Here is a 14,715-nt window from a genome sequence, read left to right as displayed (position 1 = left end):
GGAGGCCGGTCGGGATGAGCGGAACGAACTGCTGGGCACTGTGATCTCCCGGATCGGTCCCGAGGGTGTGGTCACTCGAGGGACGACCAACATCAACCGGTTGCGGCGCAGTGATCGCCGGCTGGTGCACGATCCCGACGTCCGAGCGTTGCTCCGCGGAGCGACGCGTCCCCTGGTCGTCGACCTGGGCTACGGCGCCAGTCCGGTCACCACTCTGGAGTTGGCCGCGCGACTGCGCACCGTCCGTGCGGACGTCGCCGTCGTCGGGCTGGAGATCGACCCGTCCCGCGTCGTCCCCGATCGGGACGGTGTCTCCTTCCGCCGCGGCGGCTTCGAACTCGCAGGACTGCGGCCACACCTGGTGCGCGCGTTCAACGTGCTGCGTCAGTATCCCGAGGACGCGGTACCGGGTGCGTGGGCACGCATCACCTCCGCTCTCGCGGACGGCGGCCTCCTCGTCGACGGCACGTGCGACGAACTGGGGCGTCGGGCCACGTGGGTCACCGTGGACGCGTCGGGACCGCGCAGTCTGACCATCGCGTGGGATCCGTTCACGGTGGAGCGGCCGTCGGACATCGCGGAGCGGCTGCCGAAGGTCCTGATCCACCGCAACGTCGCGGGCGAGCGCGTGCACGAGGTGCTGCGGGCGGCCGATCGGGCGTGGGACGTGGCGGCGCCGCTGGCACCGTTCGGACCCCGCGTGCGGTGGCGTGCGGCGCTGACAGCCCTGGCGGCGCAGGGACTTCCGGTCACCGTGCCGCGCCGACGACTGCGGGACAACGTGCTCGCGTTACCGTGGTCGGCCGTCGCTCCCGCCGAGGACACGCAGTAGCGCGTCGACCTTGAGGTGCATCTCGTCCACCTCGTCCTGCGGGTCGGACAGCGAGACGACGGCGCCGCCCGTTCCCACCGACGCCCGGCCGTCCGCGAGCACCACGGTCCGGATGACGATGGACAGGTCCGCCGCGCCGGTGAGCGAGAACCAGCCCAGCGCACCGGAGTACACGCCGCGCGGCCCGCCCTCGAGGCGGTCGATGATCTCCATCGTGCGGCGCTTCGGGGCGCCGGTCATCGATCCGCCCGGGAACGCCGCGCGCACACAGTCGACGGCCGAGAGCCCCGGGCGCACCCGACCCTCGACCGTCGAGACCAGTTGGTGCACATGGGTGTGGCTCTCCACGTCGAAGAGCACCGGCACGTGCACCGACCCGGGCACGCACACCTGATTCAGGTCGTTGCGGACGAGATCGACGATCATGACGTTCTCGGCGCGGTCCTTCTCGCTCGTCGCCAGGTCGAGGCGCGCGGCCGCGTCCTCCGCCGGCGTGCGCCCGCGAGCCCGAGTTCCCTTGATGGGCTTGGAGTCCACGACGCCCGACGCCGTGATCCGCAGGAAGCGCTCCGGTGACGCGCTGAGTATCGCCAGCCCGGGGAATCGCAGGAACGCCGCGTACGGGGCGGGACTGGCGCGCCGCACCGCGAGGTAGAGGTCGGCGGCGTCGCCGTCGAACGGCACGCTCATCTCGTTGGTCAGACAGATCTCGTAGCTCTCCCCCATCGTGATCTGCTCCAGGCAGTCCGCGATCGCCGCGCGATACGCGCCGTCGTCGTGCCGGGTGTCGATCACCGACGGCAGCGCGCCGAGGGGGGTGTCGGACACGGCCGGGCGACCGCGCTCCGAGCGGGGCATCGCGGTCACGGCCGCGGCGGTCTCGTCCAACCATCCGAGCGCCGCGGTGTCGTCGCCACCGACGAGTGTGAGGGTGAGCAGATAGGTGCACCGATCACGGTGGTCGAGTGCGATGAGTCTGTCCGCGAACATCATTCGCGCATCGGCCGTCGGCGACGCATGCGCCGCCGCTCCGCCCGTCTCGGCCTTGAGCTCGTAGCCGAGGTGACCGACGTAGCCGAGGGCGAAGTCGAACGGCACCGCGGGCACCCGGTCGACGGCCCGCGCCGCGATCTGTTCCCCGAGGTGGTCGAGGAACGACGTGACCGTCTCCTCGGTCGTGCCGTCGGCGGTCGTCGTCGTCACGCACGAGGTGGCGACGTCGTACGACACGTCCTCCGCCAGTGGGCCGTCACCGGGTCCGAGGTAGGAGAACCGGGCACTGCCGTCGAGCTCGGCGCTCGAGTCGAGCCAGAACGTGGACCGTCCGCGGAGTGGGCGCGCCACCTCCTCGGGGTCCGGCAGAACGTCGAGACGGCGCACGAGCACCCGGTAGCGGGGGTCGCGCACGACCGGGTCACGCGGCGCCACGGTCGGCGCGGAGGTGTGGGTGCTCGGGCGGGCGTCCCGCGCGAGGTCGAGAAAGTTGGCGATCACCTGCAGTCCACGTTCCGTGCCGATCGACTCGGGATGGAACTGCACTCCCCACAGCGGCCGTGACCGATGACGCAGCGCCATCATCACCCCGTCGTCGGTCCACGCCGTCGCCTCGAGCTCGTCGGACAGGGCCGTGACGGTGAGGGAGTGGTACCGCACCACGCGCAGGGGCGACGGCAGGCCGGCGAAGAGATCGGTGCCGTCGTGCCGCACGTCGGACATCCGGCCGTGCATGGGCTCGGGTGCCAGATCGACGACGCCACCACAGCTGTCCGCGATGCCCTGATGCCCCAGACACACCCCGAGAAGCGGCAGACCACCGTCCCGGATCACCCTGCTGCTGACGCCCATGTCGGCCGGGCGACTCGGGCGGCCCGGGCCTGGCGAGACGACGACGGCGTCCACCCGGTCCAGCGGGAGGGAGGACCACGGGACGTCGTTGTGCACGACGATGGGGGCGGTCCCGGACACCTGCTCCAGGTACTGGGCCAGGTTGTGGGTGAACGAGTCGTAATTGTCGATCAGCAGCGTGCGCATGAGAGGAACATCCTCTCAGCGCAGCGCCGTCTCCACCCGCTCGGCCACCCGGTCACCGCACTCCACAGCCTGCTCGAAGAGATCGTCGACGACCAGTCGTCCGAGCACCAGACCGTCGGCGACCACTTCGTCGAGGGTGAACTGCGAGATGCCGCCCGCCGCGAGATCCAGCACGGTGCGGACCGGCGTCGTCATGCGGAAGGCACCGGAGAGCTCGATGTCCGCGCCCGTCAGGCGTCCCCGATGGATCGCGAGGCGCTGGTCGTGCGCTCGGGCCGTCCCACTGACCCGGACGTGGACGAACTGCGGGTGCAGGCTGCCCATGCCGTGCAGCTCGGCCGCGCTCTGGTGGGAGATCACCGCGGTGGCGCCCAGCCACACGCACCACTTCGAGTACTCCTCGAGATCGTGGCTCGGCCAGTCCGACAACCGCAGCAGATCGGTCTCGACCCGCGTCCAGGATCCGTCGGCGACGTGCGCCTCGATCTCGCACGGCAGATACCCGGCATCGAGCGCGTGAGCTGCGGTGAAGTACCCGTCCTGTTCGGCGACCACGCCGTCCAGACGTTCCGCCACATCGTCGCCCGCCATGCTCGAAGAGCCTACGTGGTTGTGTCACGCGTCACAGAGAAATGGCGCTGTCGCCGTGCACCCGATCGGCCGGTCCACAGAGGAACCTCAGAGATGTCGTCCACACTGTCTCTCATGACTCACGACACCGCACCCAGACGACGCTCCCGGGTGCCTCTCATCGCCGGAGTGCTGGTCATCGTCGTCATCGCGGCACTCGTCGGCGGCGAGTTCTATGCCCGCAACCGCGTCGAGAACTGCCTCACGACCCAGTTCGAGAGCGAACTCGGCTCACAGATCGACGTCGGCCTCGGCCTGCAGCCCGTCCTGTTCTCCCTCGCGACCGAGAAGTTCTCGTCCGTCGACATCTCGAGCGACGACACGAAGTTCGGGCCCGCACAGGACATGCAGGTCCAGGCGACCGTGAACGACGTCGACCTCACCTCCACGGACACCACGTCCGGTCAGATCGGCAGCAGTTCGGCCGACGTCACGTGGTCGACCGGCGGCATCCTCGCGACCCTGCAGGAGCAGGGAGTCGGCAGCGTCGTGTCCGGTGTGACCAGCGATCCCGCCGCCGGAACGCTGAAGTTCGCCATCGTCGGTGGACTGGCGGAACTCACCGTGAAGCCCGTGGTGCAGGGCGACACGATCGAGGTCCAGACCACGGACGCGTCGATCCTCGGGATCGGCATTCCCACCGACCTCGCGGACAGCGTCGTCTCGGTGCTCACGGACAGCCTGCAGGCGTACCCGCTCGGCATGACGCCGGACGCCCTCGAGGTGACCGACACCGGGATCCACATGACCCTCAGCGGCGGCCAGTACACGATCCCCGCCGCGCAGGGCGGTCAGCAGCAGGTCACCTGCTAGTCGGCGAAGCCGTCCAACACGCTGCGGGTCCCGGACAGGCCCAGTCGGGTGGCGCCGGCCTCGATCATCGCTCGGGCGGTGTCCGCATCGCGGATCCCGCCCGACGCCTTGACACCCAGGCGGCCACCGACGGTGCGGGCCATCAGACTCACGGCCTCCGTCGACGCTCCACCCGCGGGATGGAACCCCGTGGACGTCTTGACGAAGTTCGCGCCGGCCCGCTCCGCCGCCCGGCAGCACTCGATCACCGCGCGCTCCCCGTCCGCCGACGCGAGCAGCGCCGCCGACTCGATGATCACCTTCAGGACGGCGTTCTCGCCCATCGCCTCCCGGACGGTGATGATGTCCGCCAGGACGGCGTTGAAGTCACCCTCCACCGCGGCGCCGACGTCGATCACCATGTCGACCTCGCGCGCCCCGTGCTGCACCGCCAGACGCGCCTCCGAACCCTTGATCAACGAGTGGTGCTTTCCGGACGGGAACCCCGCCACCGCGGCGACCACCAGGTCACCCGTGTCACGAACCGGGAGCATCGACGGCGACACGCAGACCGCGAGGACGCCCAGATCCTTCGCCTCCGCGACGAGCGCCCGGACGTCGGCGACCGTCGCCTCGGGCTTGAGCAGAGTGTGATCGACCATGCGGGCGACGTCGGTGCGCGTGAGGGTTGTCATGCGCTCCACCTTTCCAGACGGAGGCCGGTCGGGATCGGTCAGGAAGGGACGGGTGTCAGTGAGACAATGGCGCCCATGCCGCCCGAATCTCCACGCTCCGACTCTCGCCGCTACGTCCTCACACTGGGCTGCCCCGACCGCACGGGCATCGTCGCGCGCATCTCGACCTTCCTGGCCGATCTCGGGGGCTCGATCGTCGAGGCCGCCTATCACGCCGACGCGGACAGTGGCTGGTTCTTCACCCGTCAGGCCGTCGCGGCCTCGTCGATCGACATCGGAGTCGACGAGCTGCGCGCACGGTTCGCGGCGGTCGCCGCGGAGATCGGCCCGGAATCCGAGTGGTCGCTGCACGATTCCGGAGAGCGCAAGAAGGTCGTGCTCCTGGTGAGCAAGGAGGGACACTGCCTCCACGATCTGCTCGGGCGCGCCGCCGGCGGAGAACTGCCGGCGACCATCGAAGCGGTCATCGGAAACCACCCCGATCTCGAATCCGTCACGCGCGCACACGGTGTGCAGTTCCACCATGTTCCGTTCCCCGAGGACCCCAGCAAGCGCGGGCCCTCCTTCGACGCGCTCCGCGACCTCGTCGACGGCTACTCCCCCGACGCGGTGGTGCTGGCCCGCTTCATGCAGGTGCTGCCGGAGTCGTTGTGCGAGCACTGGTCCGGGCGCGCGATCAACATCCACCACAGCTTCCTGCCGTCGTTCGTCGGCGCCCGGCCGTATCACCAGGCGTTCGCACGAGGGGTCAAGCTCATCGGCGCGACGTGCCACTTCGTCACCGCCGAGCTCGATGCCGGACCCATCATCGAGCAGGACGTCATCCGCATCGACCATGCGGACGCGGTCGCCGACATGGTCCGTCAGGGCCGGGACATCGAGAAGATGGTGCTCGCGCGCGGACTGCGCTGGCACCTCGAGGACCGTGTGCTGGTGCACGGCCGCAAGACCGTGGTGTTCGACTAGACAGCTGGTCGTATCAGGCAGCTGGGGTTCGACCCACCACGACGGTCTCGTTGTAGACGAACAGCTTTCCCACCGGACGCGGGAACGGGAACGAGGCGGACGTCGTGCGCTCGATGCCGGCGGCAGCGCAGAGGGCGAGCAGGTCGGCGGCGTCCAACCAGCTCGTGTGCGTCGGGTCGCTGGCGAACCCGACTTCCTGTGGGCACACGATCATGACGACGGAGTCCGGCTGCAGACACGGCAGGTACTCCGTCAGCACTTCGCCCTCCGCGCCCGGCGGCAGGTGCTCGAGCAGGTGGGCCATGAGCATGCCGTCGAAGCCCGTGTCGCCGAGGGCGTGGAACTCCTCGGGTGTGTACGCGGTCATGCCCTGCGAGCGGCAGAACTCGACGGACGCGACGTTGTGATCGACACCGACGCTGCCCGCGGGAAGGTTGCGCAGATTCCGGCCGATCCCGCAGCCGACGTCGAGAACGCGCCGCCCAGCGAGATGGCGTCGGATGTTCCACTGGTATGGGGCCTGCACGCGCAGAATGCGTTTCCACCGCGCACCCTGCAGCTCGCGCAGCCGCTCGGTGTAGGCGTCCCCTCTGGTGTCGTCGCTCATGCCGGCAGCTCCGCCAGCCGGACCAGCTCGGCGTCGAACTCCGCGATCGATTCCACCGAGCTCATGTGTCCGACACCGTCGAGTTCGAGGAACCGGCCCAGCACTCCGGCGCGGGAGAGTCGATCGGCGAGCTTGCGGGCGTGCACCGGCGGCGTCAGGCGGTCGCGAGTACCGACGATCACCGACGTCGGGACGTCGATGTTCTCCAGCGCGTCGTGAATGTCCAACGCGGACAGCGCCGATCCCCACATGCCCCGCGTTCGAGGGGAGCACTCGCGCACGATGCGTTCGCAGAACGCCACCTGCGCCGGAGTGGACTCGGCGCCCATCGTCACGTACTTCAGAGCACGAGCGGAGAACGGACTCGACGGGATGGGCAGTGCCGATCCGAGCACGCTCGACGCCACCCGCGCCGGCACCTGAGCGACACCGGGTGGCAACGGGATGACAGTGGTCTCGCGGACCAGACTGTCGGTGGCCGTGTTGGCCAGCAGTATCGCCTTCACGTAGTGGCGCACCTGCGCGGGATACTGTGCCGCCCAACTCATCACGGACATGCCGCCCATGCTGTGTCCGGCGACGACGGCCTTGGTGTCCGAGTCGACCGTCGCGTCGAGCACCGCGGCGAGGTCGGCCCCCAGGACGTCGGCACCGAGCGGCCGGGTCCCCACCTCACTGGCTCCGTGCCCGCGCTGGTCGTACACGACGACGCGGTACCGTCCGGCGAGGTCGTTGATCTGCGGCGCCCAGAAGTCGGCGGAGCAGGTCCATCCGTGACTGAGGACGATCGGGGCGGCGTCCGGGTCGCCGTACTCGCGCACGTGCAGCGCGGCACCGTCCTCGGCGACGACCGTGCGCACCCGTGGGGTGAGCTCCGGACGCGCCAGCAGTACATCGGTGTCCGCCATCCGCGCCGAGGGCGGTGACGCCCGTCGAGTCGACCGGATCGAGGCTGCACCGGCCACCGCGACCGCGGCCACGGCAGCGGTCACCACTGCACCACGAGTGTTCATCGGTCTCCTGTCCTGCTGCTCGAGCTGGTGCTCGCGCCGTTGCCGTCACTGTCGTCGGTGTCCGCCGTGGCGGCGTCGCCGCTGTCCTCCGTGGCGGCGTCGCCGCTGAGCGCCGTGGCGGCGTCGCCGCTGAGCGCCTTCTCCATCGCGTGCACGATCTCGGCGTCCATGGTCTCGGAGAAGAGCGCCTGCACGGCACGGCTGGCCAGCGGACGCAGGGTGGTGATGAGGTCCGCCATGGCCGAGAGCTCGCTGGGGTCGAGCGTGAACGGATCGGCGCCGCCCGGAACGAACCTGTCGACGACCAGACGCACGAACTGCTGGGACACGCTCGTCAGGTCCTGGTGGACGCGCTCGGTGCGGGACAGGATGTCCGGCAGCGCGAGACCCGCGTCGAACAGCACCTTGGCCGCGCGGACCAGGGCGGGGTTCTCGATGCGGTAGCCGTCCCCGTCGCGGGAGAAGACGTCGAGCGCTTCCGCACGCGTCAGATCGTCGTCGCTGATCCGTCCGTCGAACATGGTGTCGATCTCGTCGCGGGTCAGCCGCGCCGGGTGGTCGACGTTGGCGGCGCCGTCGGGATCCTCGGTGCCCAGGACGTCCTCGACGCGGAGTCCGTACTGCGCCGCGGTGAGGAGTTCGCTGATGGTGACGAAGGTGTAGCCACGGTCGAGCATGCGCGAGATCATCTGCAGCCGAGCGAGGTGCGACTCGTCGTACCAGCCCGTCCGACCCACCTTGCGCGGGGGCGGCAGCAGACCGCGGTCCTGATAGACGCGCACGTTGCGGACGCTCACGCCGGCTTCCCTGGCGAGGTCGTCGATCCGGTACTCGGTCAGGCCGACTCGGCGGAGATCCCGGGGATCACGCGAGCGAGCATCGTCGAGTGGGGAGTCCGGCACCCTCAGACCTTAACCCTGCCGCCCTCCCGTACCAGTACCTATTGATTTTCGATAGATCCTGACCGATACTCGATGCATGATCACGGAAAGACGCGTCGTCGCGACACTCAGGGTGTTCCTCGCCGGCCTGTTCGCCCTGCTCGTCCTGTTCCAGGTCATGTCGCTGCCGGGACAGTTCGCGCACATGGCCCGCGAGAACCCGGAATCCGCGTACCTCCGATGGCCCCTCACCGCGCTCACCATCTTCTGGGTGGTGTGCGTGCAGATCGTCGTCATCGCCACCTGGAAGCTGCTCACTCTCGTCCGCCGGGATCGCATCTTCTCCGGTGCCGCGTTCGTGTGGGTCGACGCGATCGTCCGCGCGATCGTGGCCGCCGGTGTGTCGCTCGGTGTCGTGTTCCTCGTCGTCGGGTTCCGCGCGGACGATCCGGGGCCCGTGCTCCTGCTGTTCCTGCTCTGCATGATCGTCGGCGTCGCCGCACTGCTGATGATGGTCATGCGTGCCCTGCTGCGGAAGGCGAGCGACCTGCGCGCCGACCTCGAGGGCGTCATCTGATGCCCATCGTCGTCCGCATCGACGTGGAGCTGGCCAAGCGCAAGATGAGCGTCGGCGAGTTCGCCGAGCGCGTCGGACTGACCCCCGCCAACGTCGCCGTACTCAAGAACGGGCGGGCCCGCGCGGTGCGGTTCAGCACCCTGGAGACCATGTGCCGGGTGCTGGAGTGCCAGCCGGGTGACCTACTCGAATGGGTGGACGACGAGACATGATGCGGGTGCCCTAACTTATCGGTACGGCCCGGCGAACACGATCGCGCCGGCTGCCCTACACTTCCGTCATGGTCGACCGCATCGGAACTCGTCCACCCACATCCGGAGGCATCACTCCCGTCCGGCTGTTCACGCTGCTCGGCCCCGCGTTCGTCGCCGCCATCGCCTACGTCGACCCGGGCAACGTCGCCGCGAATCTCACCGCGGGTGCGCGCTACGGCTACCTCCTCGTGTGGGTGCTCGTGGCCGCCAATGCGATGGCGGTACTGATCCAGTACCTCTCGGCCAAGCTGGGCCTGGTCTCCGGACGATCACTGCCGGAGATGCTCGGCGACCGCATGCGTCCCTGGCCCCGCCGGGCGTTCTGGGTGCAGGCCGAGGCCGTGGCGATCGCGACGGACCTCGCCGAGGTGATCGGCGGCGCCATCGCGCTCAACCTCCTGTTCGGCGTTCCGCTCTTCGTCGGCGGTCTCATCACCGGCGTCGTGTCGATGGTGATCCTGGCCGTCCAGTCACGGCGGGGTCAGCGCACCTTCGAGTTCGTCGTCATCGGCATGCTCGCCATCATCACGATCGGCTTCCTCACCGGCCTGCTGTTCACCGACATCGACGCGGGCGGTGTCGCCGGCGGTCTCGTACCGGGGTTCGACGGCTCCGGATCGGTCCTGCTCGCGGCCAGCATGCTGGGCGCGACGGTCATGCCGCACGCCATCTACCTGCACTCCGCGCTCGCCCGCGACCGCCACGGCGTCGAGAAGGACTCCGGCAAGCTCGACCGCCTGCTGCGCGCGACCAAGTGGGACGTCACGTTCGCGCTCATCATCGCCGGCAGCGTCAACATCGGCATGCTGCTGCTCGCCGCATCGGCGTTCCGCGGCGAGGAGGGCACCGACACCATCGACGGCGCGCACGCGGCCATCGAGAACAATCTCGGGCCCGCGGTCGCCGCGATCTTCGCCGTCGGCCTGCTCGCCTCGGGTCTCGCGTCGACCTCGGTGGGCTGCGCCGCCGGTGCCGAGATCATGAAGGGACTGCTGCAGAAGCGGATCCCGATCCAGGTGCGCCGCGTCGTCACGTTGATTCCTGCGCTGGTGGTCCTGGGTATCGGCGTCGATCCGACGCTGGCGCTGGTGCTGAGTCAGGTGGTGCTGAGCCTGTGCATTCCGTTCGCGCTGATCCCGCTGGTGCGCATGACCTCCAGCAGCGCGGTGATGGGCGCCCGCATCAACTCACGGACCACCGTGGTCCTCGCCGTCGTCACCACCGGCCTGATCGTGGCGCTCAACGCGGCACTGCTCTGGCTCACGGTCACCGGCCAGGGTTAGCTACCAGCGCGGTCCGCGCTGGATGTCGTCGACCTTGGGCCGCACGTCCACGAGGTACACACCGATGGCGACGACGGCGATGATGCCGACGAAGCCCACCACCGGGAAGACGAGCAGGATCAGCAGCGCGACCGCGAGAATGGCCACCCACCCCGGCTTGTTCAGCTTGTCCGCGGCGGTGAAGGCGTCGGGGCGCTGGCGGATGGCGTGGAAGAGCGCGAACGCCACACCCACCAGAGCGATGAGTTGCAGGATGTTCATGATCGCGCTGGTCGCGCTGTACGCCATGGGCATGCGGTCATCCTAAACGACACCGACCCCCGCGCTTCGTCAGCGCGGGGGTCGGAATTGTCGCGATCGACTAGCTGGTCGACTTCTTGGCCGGAGCCTTCTTGGCCGGGGTGGCCTTCTTGGCGGGGGCGGGAGTCGAGGCCTTGGCCGGGGTGGCCTTGGCGGGAGCCGACTTCGTGGCCGGGGTCTTCTTGATGGGCGAGCCCGCGTTGTTGCGCGTCTTGCCCTCGACCGTGCCGGCTGCACCCGAGGCGCGATCCGACGCCTTCTGGCCTGCGGTCTTCGCCTTCTGGCCGAGCTCGTCGATCTTCTCGCTCAGCTCGTCGGCAGCCTCGTCGACATTGTCGACGGCGTCCTCGGCGCCTTCCTTGATCGCGTCGGTGGCCTCGTCGGCACCTTCCTGCACACGATCGGACGCGCGGCCCGCGAGGGCTGCGGCGCGCTCACCGACGGCGCGGGTCTGCGAGGCGACGGTGCCGAGGGTCTGCTCGGTGAGGTCGACAGCGTCGTTGGCGACGGCGTTGGCGCGCTCGAGACCGTCCTCGACCGCCGGGTTCTTGCGGATGCGCTCGACCGTCTCCTCGCCGCGCTCGGCGAGTGCGGTGTAGAGGTCCGACGCCACCTTGAGGTAGGCCTCGGCGACCTTGCGGAGCTCCTCGGGGGTGAAACGCTCGCGGAGATCGGCGATCTCGTCCGGCAGCTCCTGCGGCAGCGCGTTCAGGCGTCCGCGGAGCGTCTCGACGCTCTCGGTGACGTCTTCCTGCAGGTCGGCGAGGCGGGCGCGGGCGGTGTCGACGCGGTCGTTGACGTCGGCCTGCGTGCTCTCGGCGCGGTGGCGGACCTGGGCGACGACGTCGGCCACGGCCTGGACCACGGCGTCACCGGCGCCGACGGCGGCGAACAGCGGGGTCTTGACGGTGTCGAACTTCGGGTCGGTCATGTGTGATCTCCTGATGTCGTTTCGTGGTTGATCTCTGATCGCAGCGTGGGGGTGCCGGTCTCGTTCTCGCGGCGGAACGAGTAGTAGATCTCGAGGAGCACCTGCTTCTGACGCTCCGTGATGGAGTCGTCACCGTGCACCGCGTCGATGATGGGACTGTGCGGCCGTTCCTCGAGCAGACCGGCTTGCACGTACAGGACCTCCGAGGACACACGAAGACCCTTGGCGATCTGACTCAGAACCTCTGCCGACGGCTTGCGCAGGCCCCGCTCGATCTGGCTGAGGTAGGGATTGCTGACGCCGGCGGAGAGTGCGAGTTGCCGCAGGGACACCTGGGCCGACTCTCGCTGTGCCCGAATGAAACTCCCGATGTCCTGTGTCGCCGTGCTGACGACGCGGGCGGCGAGATCTCCGGCTGCCGACACCACTGTGGTGTCGTCGCCTTCCTTCTCCTCGGATGCCATCTCGAACACTCCTGACTCATGTCGAATGCGCCTCGCCAACGACGATAACCAAGGGTGCTAGCAATTGCAAGCACTGTGCTAGCACCCACACCCGAGGGCACGCGGTGGTGGTGTCGACCAGCCACACACCCTGCTCGGCGCTGCGCACCCCGACCAGTCGGCGGAAAGGGGTGGGCACCTCACGCACCCCGTGCACGGCCGCGGCGGCTACCCGAACAACAGGTGCGAGATCGAATAGATCGCCAGACCCGCAAGCGAGCCGACCACCGTGCCGTTGATGCGGATGAACTGCAGGTCCCGTCCCACCTGCAGCTCGATCTTGCGGCTGGCCTCGTCGGCGTCCCATCGGGCGACGGTGTCGGTGATGACGGTGGTGATCTCGTCGGTGTAGTTCTCGACGATGTAGCGCACGCCGGCCATCAGCCAGCCGTCCGCCTTGCCGCGCATCGCGTCGTCGTCGCGCAGGCGGAGCCCGAACTTCTGCACGTTCTCGCTGATCTTGGCGCGCAGGGTGCTCTTCGGGTCGTCCACCGAGTCGACGATGAGCCGCTTGGCCACCTTCCACGATGCCGCCGCGAGGCCGGTGACCTCGTCGCGGCCCATGATCTCCGACTTGATCGACTCGGCCTTGGCGATGGTGTCGGGGTCGTTCTGCAGGTCGTCGGCGAAGTCGGTGAGGAACTTGTCGGCCGCGAGCCGCAACTCGTGCTGCGGGTTCGACCGGACCTTCCACGTGAACTCCACGAGTTCGCGGTGGATGCGTTCTCCGAGAAGCACATCGACGAACTTCGGCGACCAGGACGGAGAGTCCCTCGACACGATCCGGTCGATGGTCGGCAGGCTGTTCTGGGCCCATTCGTGTGCGCGCTCGGCGAGCAGATCGATCAGTGGCTTCTGCCGGTTGTCCTCGAGCAGCGAGCCCAGGACGCGTCCGATCGGCGGCCCCCACTGCGGATCACCGAGGCGCTTGACGATGGTGTTGTCGATGACCTGCTGAATGTCCTCGTCGTCGAGCACGTCGAGGAAGCCGCGCAGCACGGTCGCCGTCTCCTCCGCGACACGGTCGGCGTGGGCCGGGTCGGCGAGCCAGGTGCCGAGGCGCAGCGGGATGCGCGCGGACTCGACCTTCTGCGACACGACGTCGACGGCGAGGAAGTTCTGCCCGACGAACGATCCGAGGCTGGTGCCGAGCTGGTCCTTCTTCCGCTTGATGATCGCGGTGTGCGGGATCTTCAGACCCATGGGGTGCTTGAAGAGAGCGGTGACGGCGAACCAGTCGGCGAGCGCGCCGACCATGCCCGCCTCCGACGCCGCCCGGACGAAACCGACCCAGCCGCCGGCGCCGCGGGACTCCTGCCACCGGCAGAAGAGATAGACGATGGAGGCGAACACCAGGAAGCCGGTGGCGACGATCTTCATCTTGCGGAGGTCGCGTCGTTTGACGTCCTCGTCGAATGTCATGAGCTGCACCGACTCCATTGTGCAGGGTCGGCGCGCGACTCGTGCCCCGACCGGCGACGACGTCTCGCCCGGACGCGGGTCCGACGGCGCCGGGCACTACTGTTGGAGTGGGCGACGTGACATGCGCCGCCGCACACGAGTGCGCCAGAAGCGCAGTCGGACATCGGGACGGAGTACACGCGCGTGGCGAGCAGATCGGCAGCGAGGAAGAGCGACGGGGACACCGCCGACCAGGACGCCGACGAGACCGGGGCCCGGAAGACCGGGCGAACCCGTTCCGCCAGGGCCGAGACGGTGAAGCCGGATTCCGACGACACCGCGACCGACGCCCCCACGGACAAGCCGGACGGCCGCAAGCGACGCTGGCGCGAGCACAAGATCGCCCGTCGCGAGGAACTGGTGGACGGCACTCTCGCCGCCATCCGGCTGCGCGGCCGCAACATCGGCATGGACGAGATCGCCACCGAGATCGGTATCTCGAAGACCGTCCTGTACCGCTACTTCCACGACAAGAACGATCTGACCAACGCGACGCTCGAGCGATATGTGGAGACGACTCTCGCACCGCGGATCTACGACGCGATCAGCGTCGAGCTCGACGAGTACAACCTCACCCGCCAGGTGGTCGCCGCGTACGTGGAGACCGTCGCGGACGACCCCGAGGTCTACCTGTACGCGATGTCGAACAGCTCGGGGCCGAACCGCGACGTGGTCGCCGAGTCGGAGCGCATGATCGCCGAACTGCTGGCGACGGTGCTCGGTGAGCGCCTGCGCCGGATGGAGATGGACTCGGGCGGCTCGCTGCCCTGGTCGTACGGGATCGTGGGCGGCGTCCAGTTGGCCACGCACTGGTGGATCTCGAACCGGTCGATGTCGGCAGCGGACCTCATCGACTACCTCACCATGATGGTGTGGGGCGGCATCCACGGTGTCGCGGAAGCGGGCGGTTCGCCCTCACGCTTCAACGCGGTCGACCACCCACTCGTCGACGAATAGAG

At 68.8% G+C, this 14,715-nt stretch carries 17 protein-coding genes; 7 read left to right on the top strand and 10 right to left on the bottom strand.

From position 1 onward, the window contains the following. The first annotated feature begins 40 nt into the window (after positions 1–40). Positions 41–832 carry a class I SAM-dependent methyltransferase gene (locus QRN16_RS00665; protein WP_502943967.1) on the top strand — a complete coding sequence of 264 codons (792 nt, stop codon included), beginning with the start codon at positions 41–43 and terminating at the stop codon, positions 830–832. On the opposite strand, the gene pabB is transcribed toward QRN16_RS00665, so the two are convergent. Both pabB and QRN16_RS00655 read right to left on the bottom strand, forming a co-directional pair. Further along, positions 791–2,863, bottom strand: a complete 2,073-nt coding sequence (gene pabB / locus QRN16_RS00660) for an aminodeoxychorismate synthase component I (RefSeq protein WP_285184314.1) — start codon at positions 2,861–2,863, stop codon at positions 791–793. The two genes, QRN16_RS00665 and pabB, sit on opposite strands and share 42 nt — an antisense overlap. Before the next feature lie 15 nt (positions 2,864–2,878). Then, complete coding sequence (locus tag QRN16_RS00655) at positions 2,879–3,454, bottom strand: type IV toxin-antitoxin system AbiEi family antitoxin domain-containing protein (protein ID WP_222646260.1); 576 nt, start codon at positions 3,452–3,454, stop codon at positions 2,879–2,881. Positions 3,455–3,568: 114 nt separating this feature from the next. On the opposite strand from QRN16_RS00655, the gene QRN16_RS00650 reads away from it, so the two are divergent. Then, positions 3,569–4,306: an LmeA family phospholipid-binding protein gene (locus tag QRN16_RS00650; RefSeq protein ID WP_027506333.1), complete on the top strand. Its 738-nt coding sequence runs from the start codon at positions 3,569–3,571 to the stop codon at positions 4,304–4,306. Here the strand turns inward: QRN16_RS00650 and deoC are convergent. Further along, the gene (gene deoC, locus QRN16_RS00645) at positions 4,303–4,980 is read right to left on the bottom strand and encodes a deoxyribose-phosphate aldolase (protein ID WP_037186135.1); all 678 of its coding nucleotides are present in this window, start codon (positions 4,978–4,980) and stop codon (positions 4,303–4,305) included. The two genes, QRN16_RS00650 and deoC, sit on opposite strands and share 4 nt — an antisense overlap. Before the next feature lie 75 nt (positions 4,981–5,055). Between deoC and purU the strand changes: the two genes are divergently transcribed. Next, entirely contained in the window at positions 5,056–5,946 is an 891-nt protein-coding gene (gene purU / locus QRN16_RS00640; protein WP_285184313.1) for a formyltetrahydrofolate deformylase, read from the top strand. A gap of 13 nt (positions 5,947–5,959) precedes the next feature. On the opposite strand, the gene QRN16_RS00635 is transcribed toward purU, so the two are convergent. The 3 genes from QRN16_RS00635 to QRN16_RS00625 are packed head-to-tail and all read right to left on the bottom strand — an operon-like array spanning position 5,960 to position 8,468. After that, on the bottom strand, positions 5,960–6,553 hold the full coding sequence (locus QRN16_RS00635) for a class I SAM-dependent methyltransferase (RefSeq protein ID WP_285184312.1): 594 nt from the start codon (positions 6,551–6,553) through the stop codon (positions 5,960–5,962). Further along, positions 6,550–7,566 (bottom strand): alpha/beta fold hydrolase, encoded by a 1,017-nt coding sequence (locus QRN16_RS00630; protein ID WP_285184311.1) that lies wholly within the window; start codon positions 7,564–7,566, stop codon positions 6,550–6,552. The genes QRN16_RS00635 and QRN16_RS00630 overlap by 4 nt, the downstream gene beginning before the upstream one ends. Next, on the bottom strand, positions 7,563–8,468 hold the full coding sequence (locus QRN16_RS00625) for a MerR family transcriptional regulator (protein ID WP_285184310.1): 906 nt from the start codon (positions 8,466–8,468) through the stop codon (positions 7,563–7,565). Before QRN16_RS00625 ends, QRN16_RS00630 begins: the two co-directional genes overlap by 4 nt. A 76-nt stretch (positions 8,469–8,544) precedes the next feature. On the opposite strand from QRN16_RS00625, the gene QRN16_RS00620 reads away from it, so the two are divergent. The 3 genes from QRN16_RS00620 (at position 8,545) to QRN16_RS00610 (ending at position 10,561) form a co-directional block, all read left to right on the top strand. Beyond that, a complete protein-coding gene (locus tag QRN16_RS00620; protein ID WP_027506328.1) occupies positions 8,545–9,024 on the top strand; it encodes a DUF2975 domain-containing protein in 480 nt (159 codons plus the stop codon). Further along, entirely contained in the window at positions 9,024–9,236 is a 213-nt protein-coding gene (locus QRN16_RS00615; RefSeq protein WP_027506327.1) for a helix-turn-helix domain-containing protein, read from the top strand. Before QRN16_RS00620 ends, QRN16_RS00615 begins: the two co-directional genes overlap by 1 nt. Positions 9,237–9,304: 68 nt before the next feature. Further along, positions 9,305–10,561: an Nramp family divalent metal transporter gene (locus tag QRN16_RS00610; protein WP_051613478.1), complete on the top strand. Its 1,257-nt coding sequence runs from the start codon at positions 9,305–9,307 to the stop codon at positions 10,559–10,561. On the opposite strand, the gene QRN16_RS00605 is transcribed toward QRN16_RS00610, so the two are convergent. From QRN16_RS00605 to QRN16_RS00590, 4 genes are all read right to left on the bottom strand, one after another. Then, the gene (locus QRN16_RS00605) at positions 10,562–10,855 is read right to left on the bottom strand and encodes a DUF2516 family protein (RefSeq protein ID WP_027506325.1); all 294 of its coding nucleotides are present in this window, start codon (positions 10,853–10,855) and stop codon (positions 10,562–10,564) included. Between the two features lie 67 nt (positions 10,856–10,922). Continuing rightward, the gene (locus QRN16_RS00600; RefSeq protein ID WP_056441562.1) at positions 10,923–11,792 is read right to left on the bottom strand and encodes a heparin-binding hemagglutinin; all 870 of its coding nucleotides are present in this window, start codon (positions 11,790–11,792) and stop codon (positions 10,923–10,925) included. Then, positions 11,789–12,256, bottom strand: coding sequence for a helix-turn-helix domain-containing protein (locus QRN16_RS00595; protein WP_037186255.1), 468 nt, complete (start codon positions 12,254–12,256; stop codon positions 11,789–11,791). Before QRN16_RS00595 ends, QRN16_RS00600 begins: the two co-directional genes overlap by 4 nt. 207 nt (positions 12,257–12,463) lie before the next feature. Further along, positions 12,464–13,735, bottom strand: a complete 1,272-nt coding sequence (locus QRN16_RS00590; RefSeq protein ID WP_027506323.1) for a DUF445 domain-containing protein — start codon at positions 13,733–13,735, stop codon at positions 12,464–12,466. A gap of 276 nt (positions 13,736–14,011) precedes the next feature. Between QRN16_RS00590 and QRN16_RS00585 the strand changes: the two genes are divergently transcribed. Then, entirely contained in the window at positions 14,012–14,713 is a 702-nt protein-coding gene (locus QRN16_RS00585) for a TetR/AcrR family transcriptional regulator (protein ID WP_285184672.1), read from the top strand. Positions 14,714–14,715: the final 2 nt, after the last annotated feature.

This window comes from Rhodococcus sp. MEB041, assembly GCF_030208955.1.
In the GTDB taxonomy this organism is placed as follows: domain Bacteria; phylum Actinomycetota; class Actinomycetes; order Mycobacteriales; family Mycobacteriaceae; genus Rhodococcoides.
Note: the sequence above shows the minus strand (reverse complement) of the source record. Positions and strands in the feature narration are given on the sequence as shown.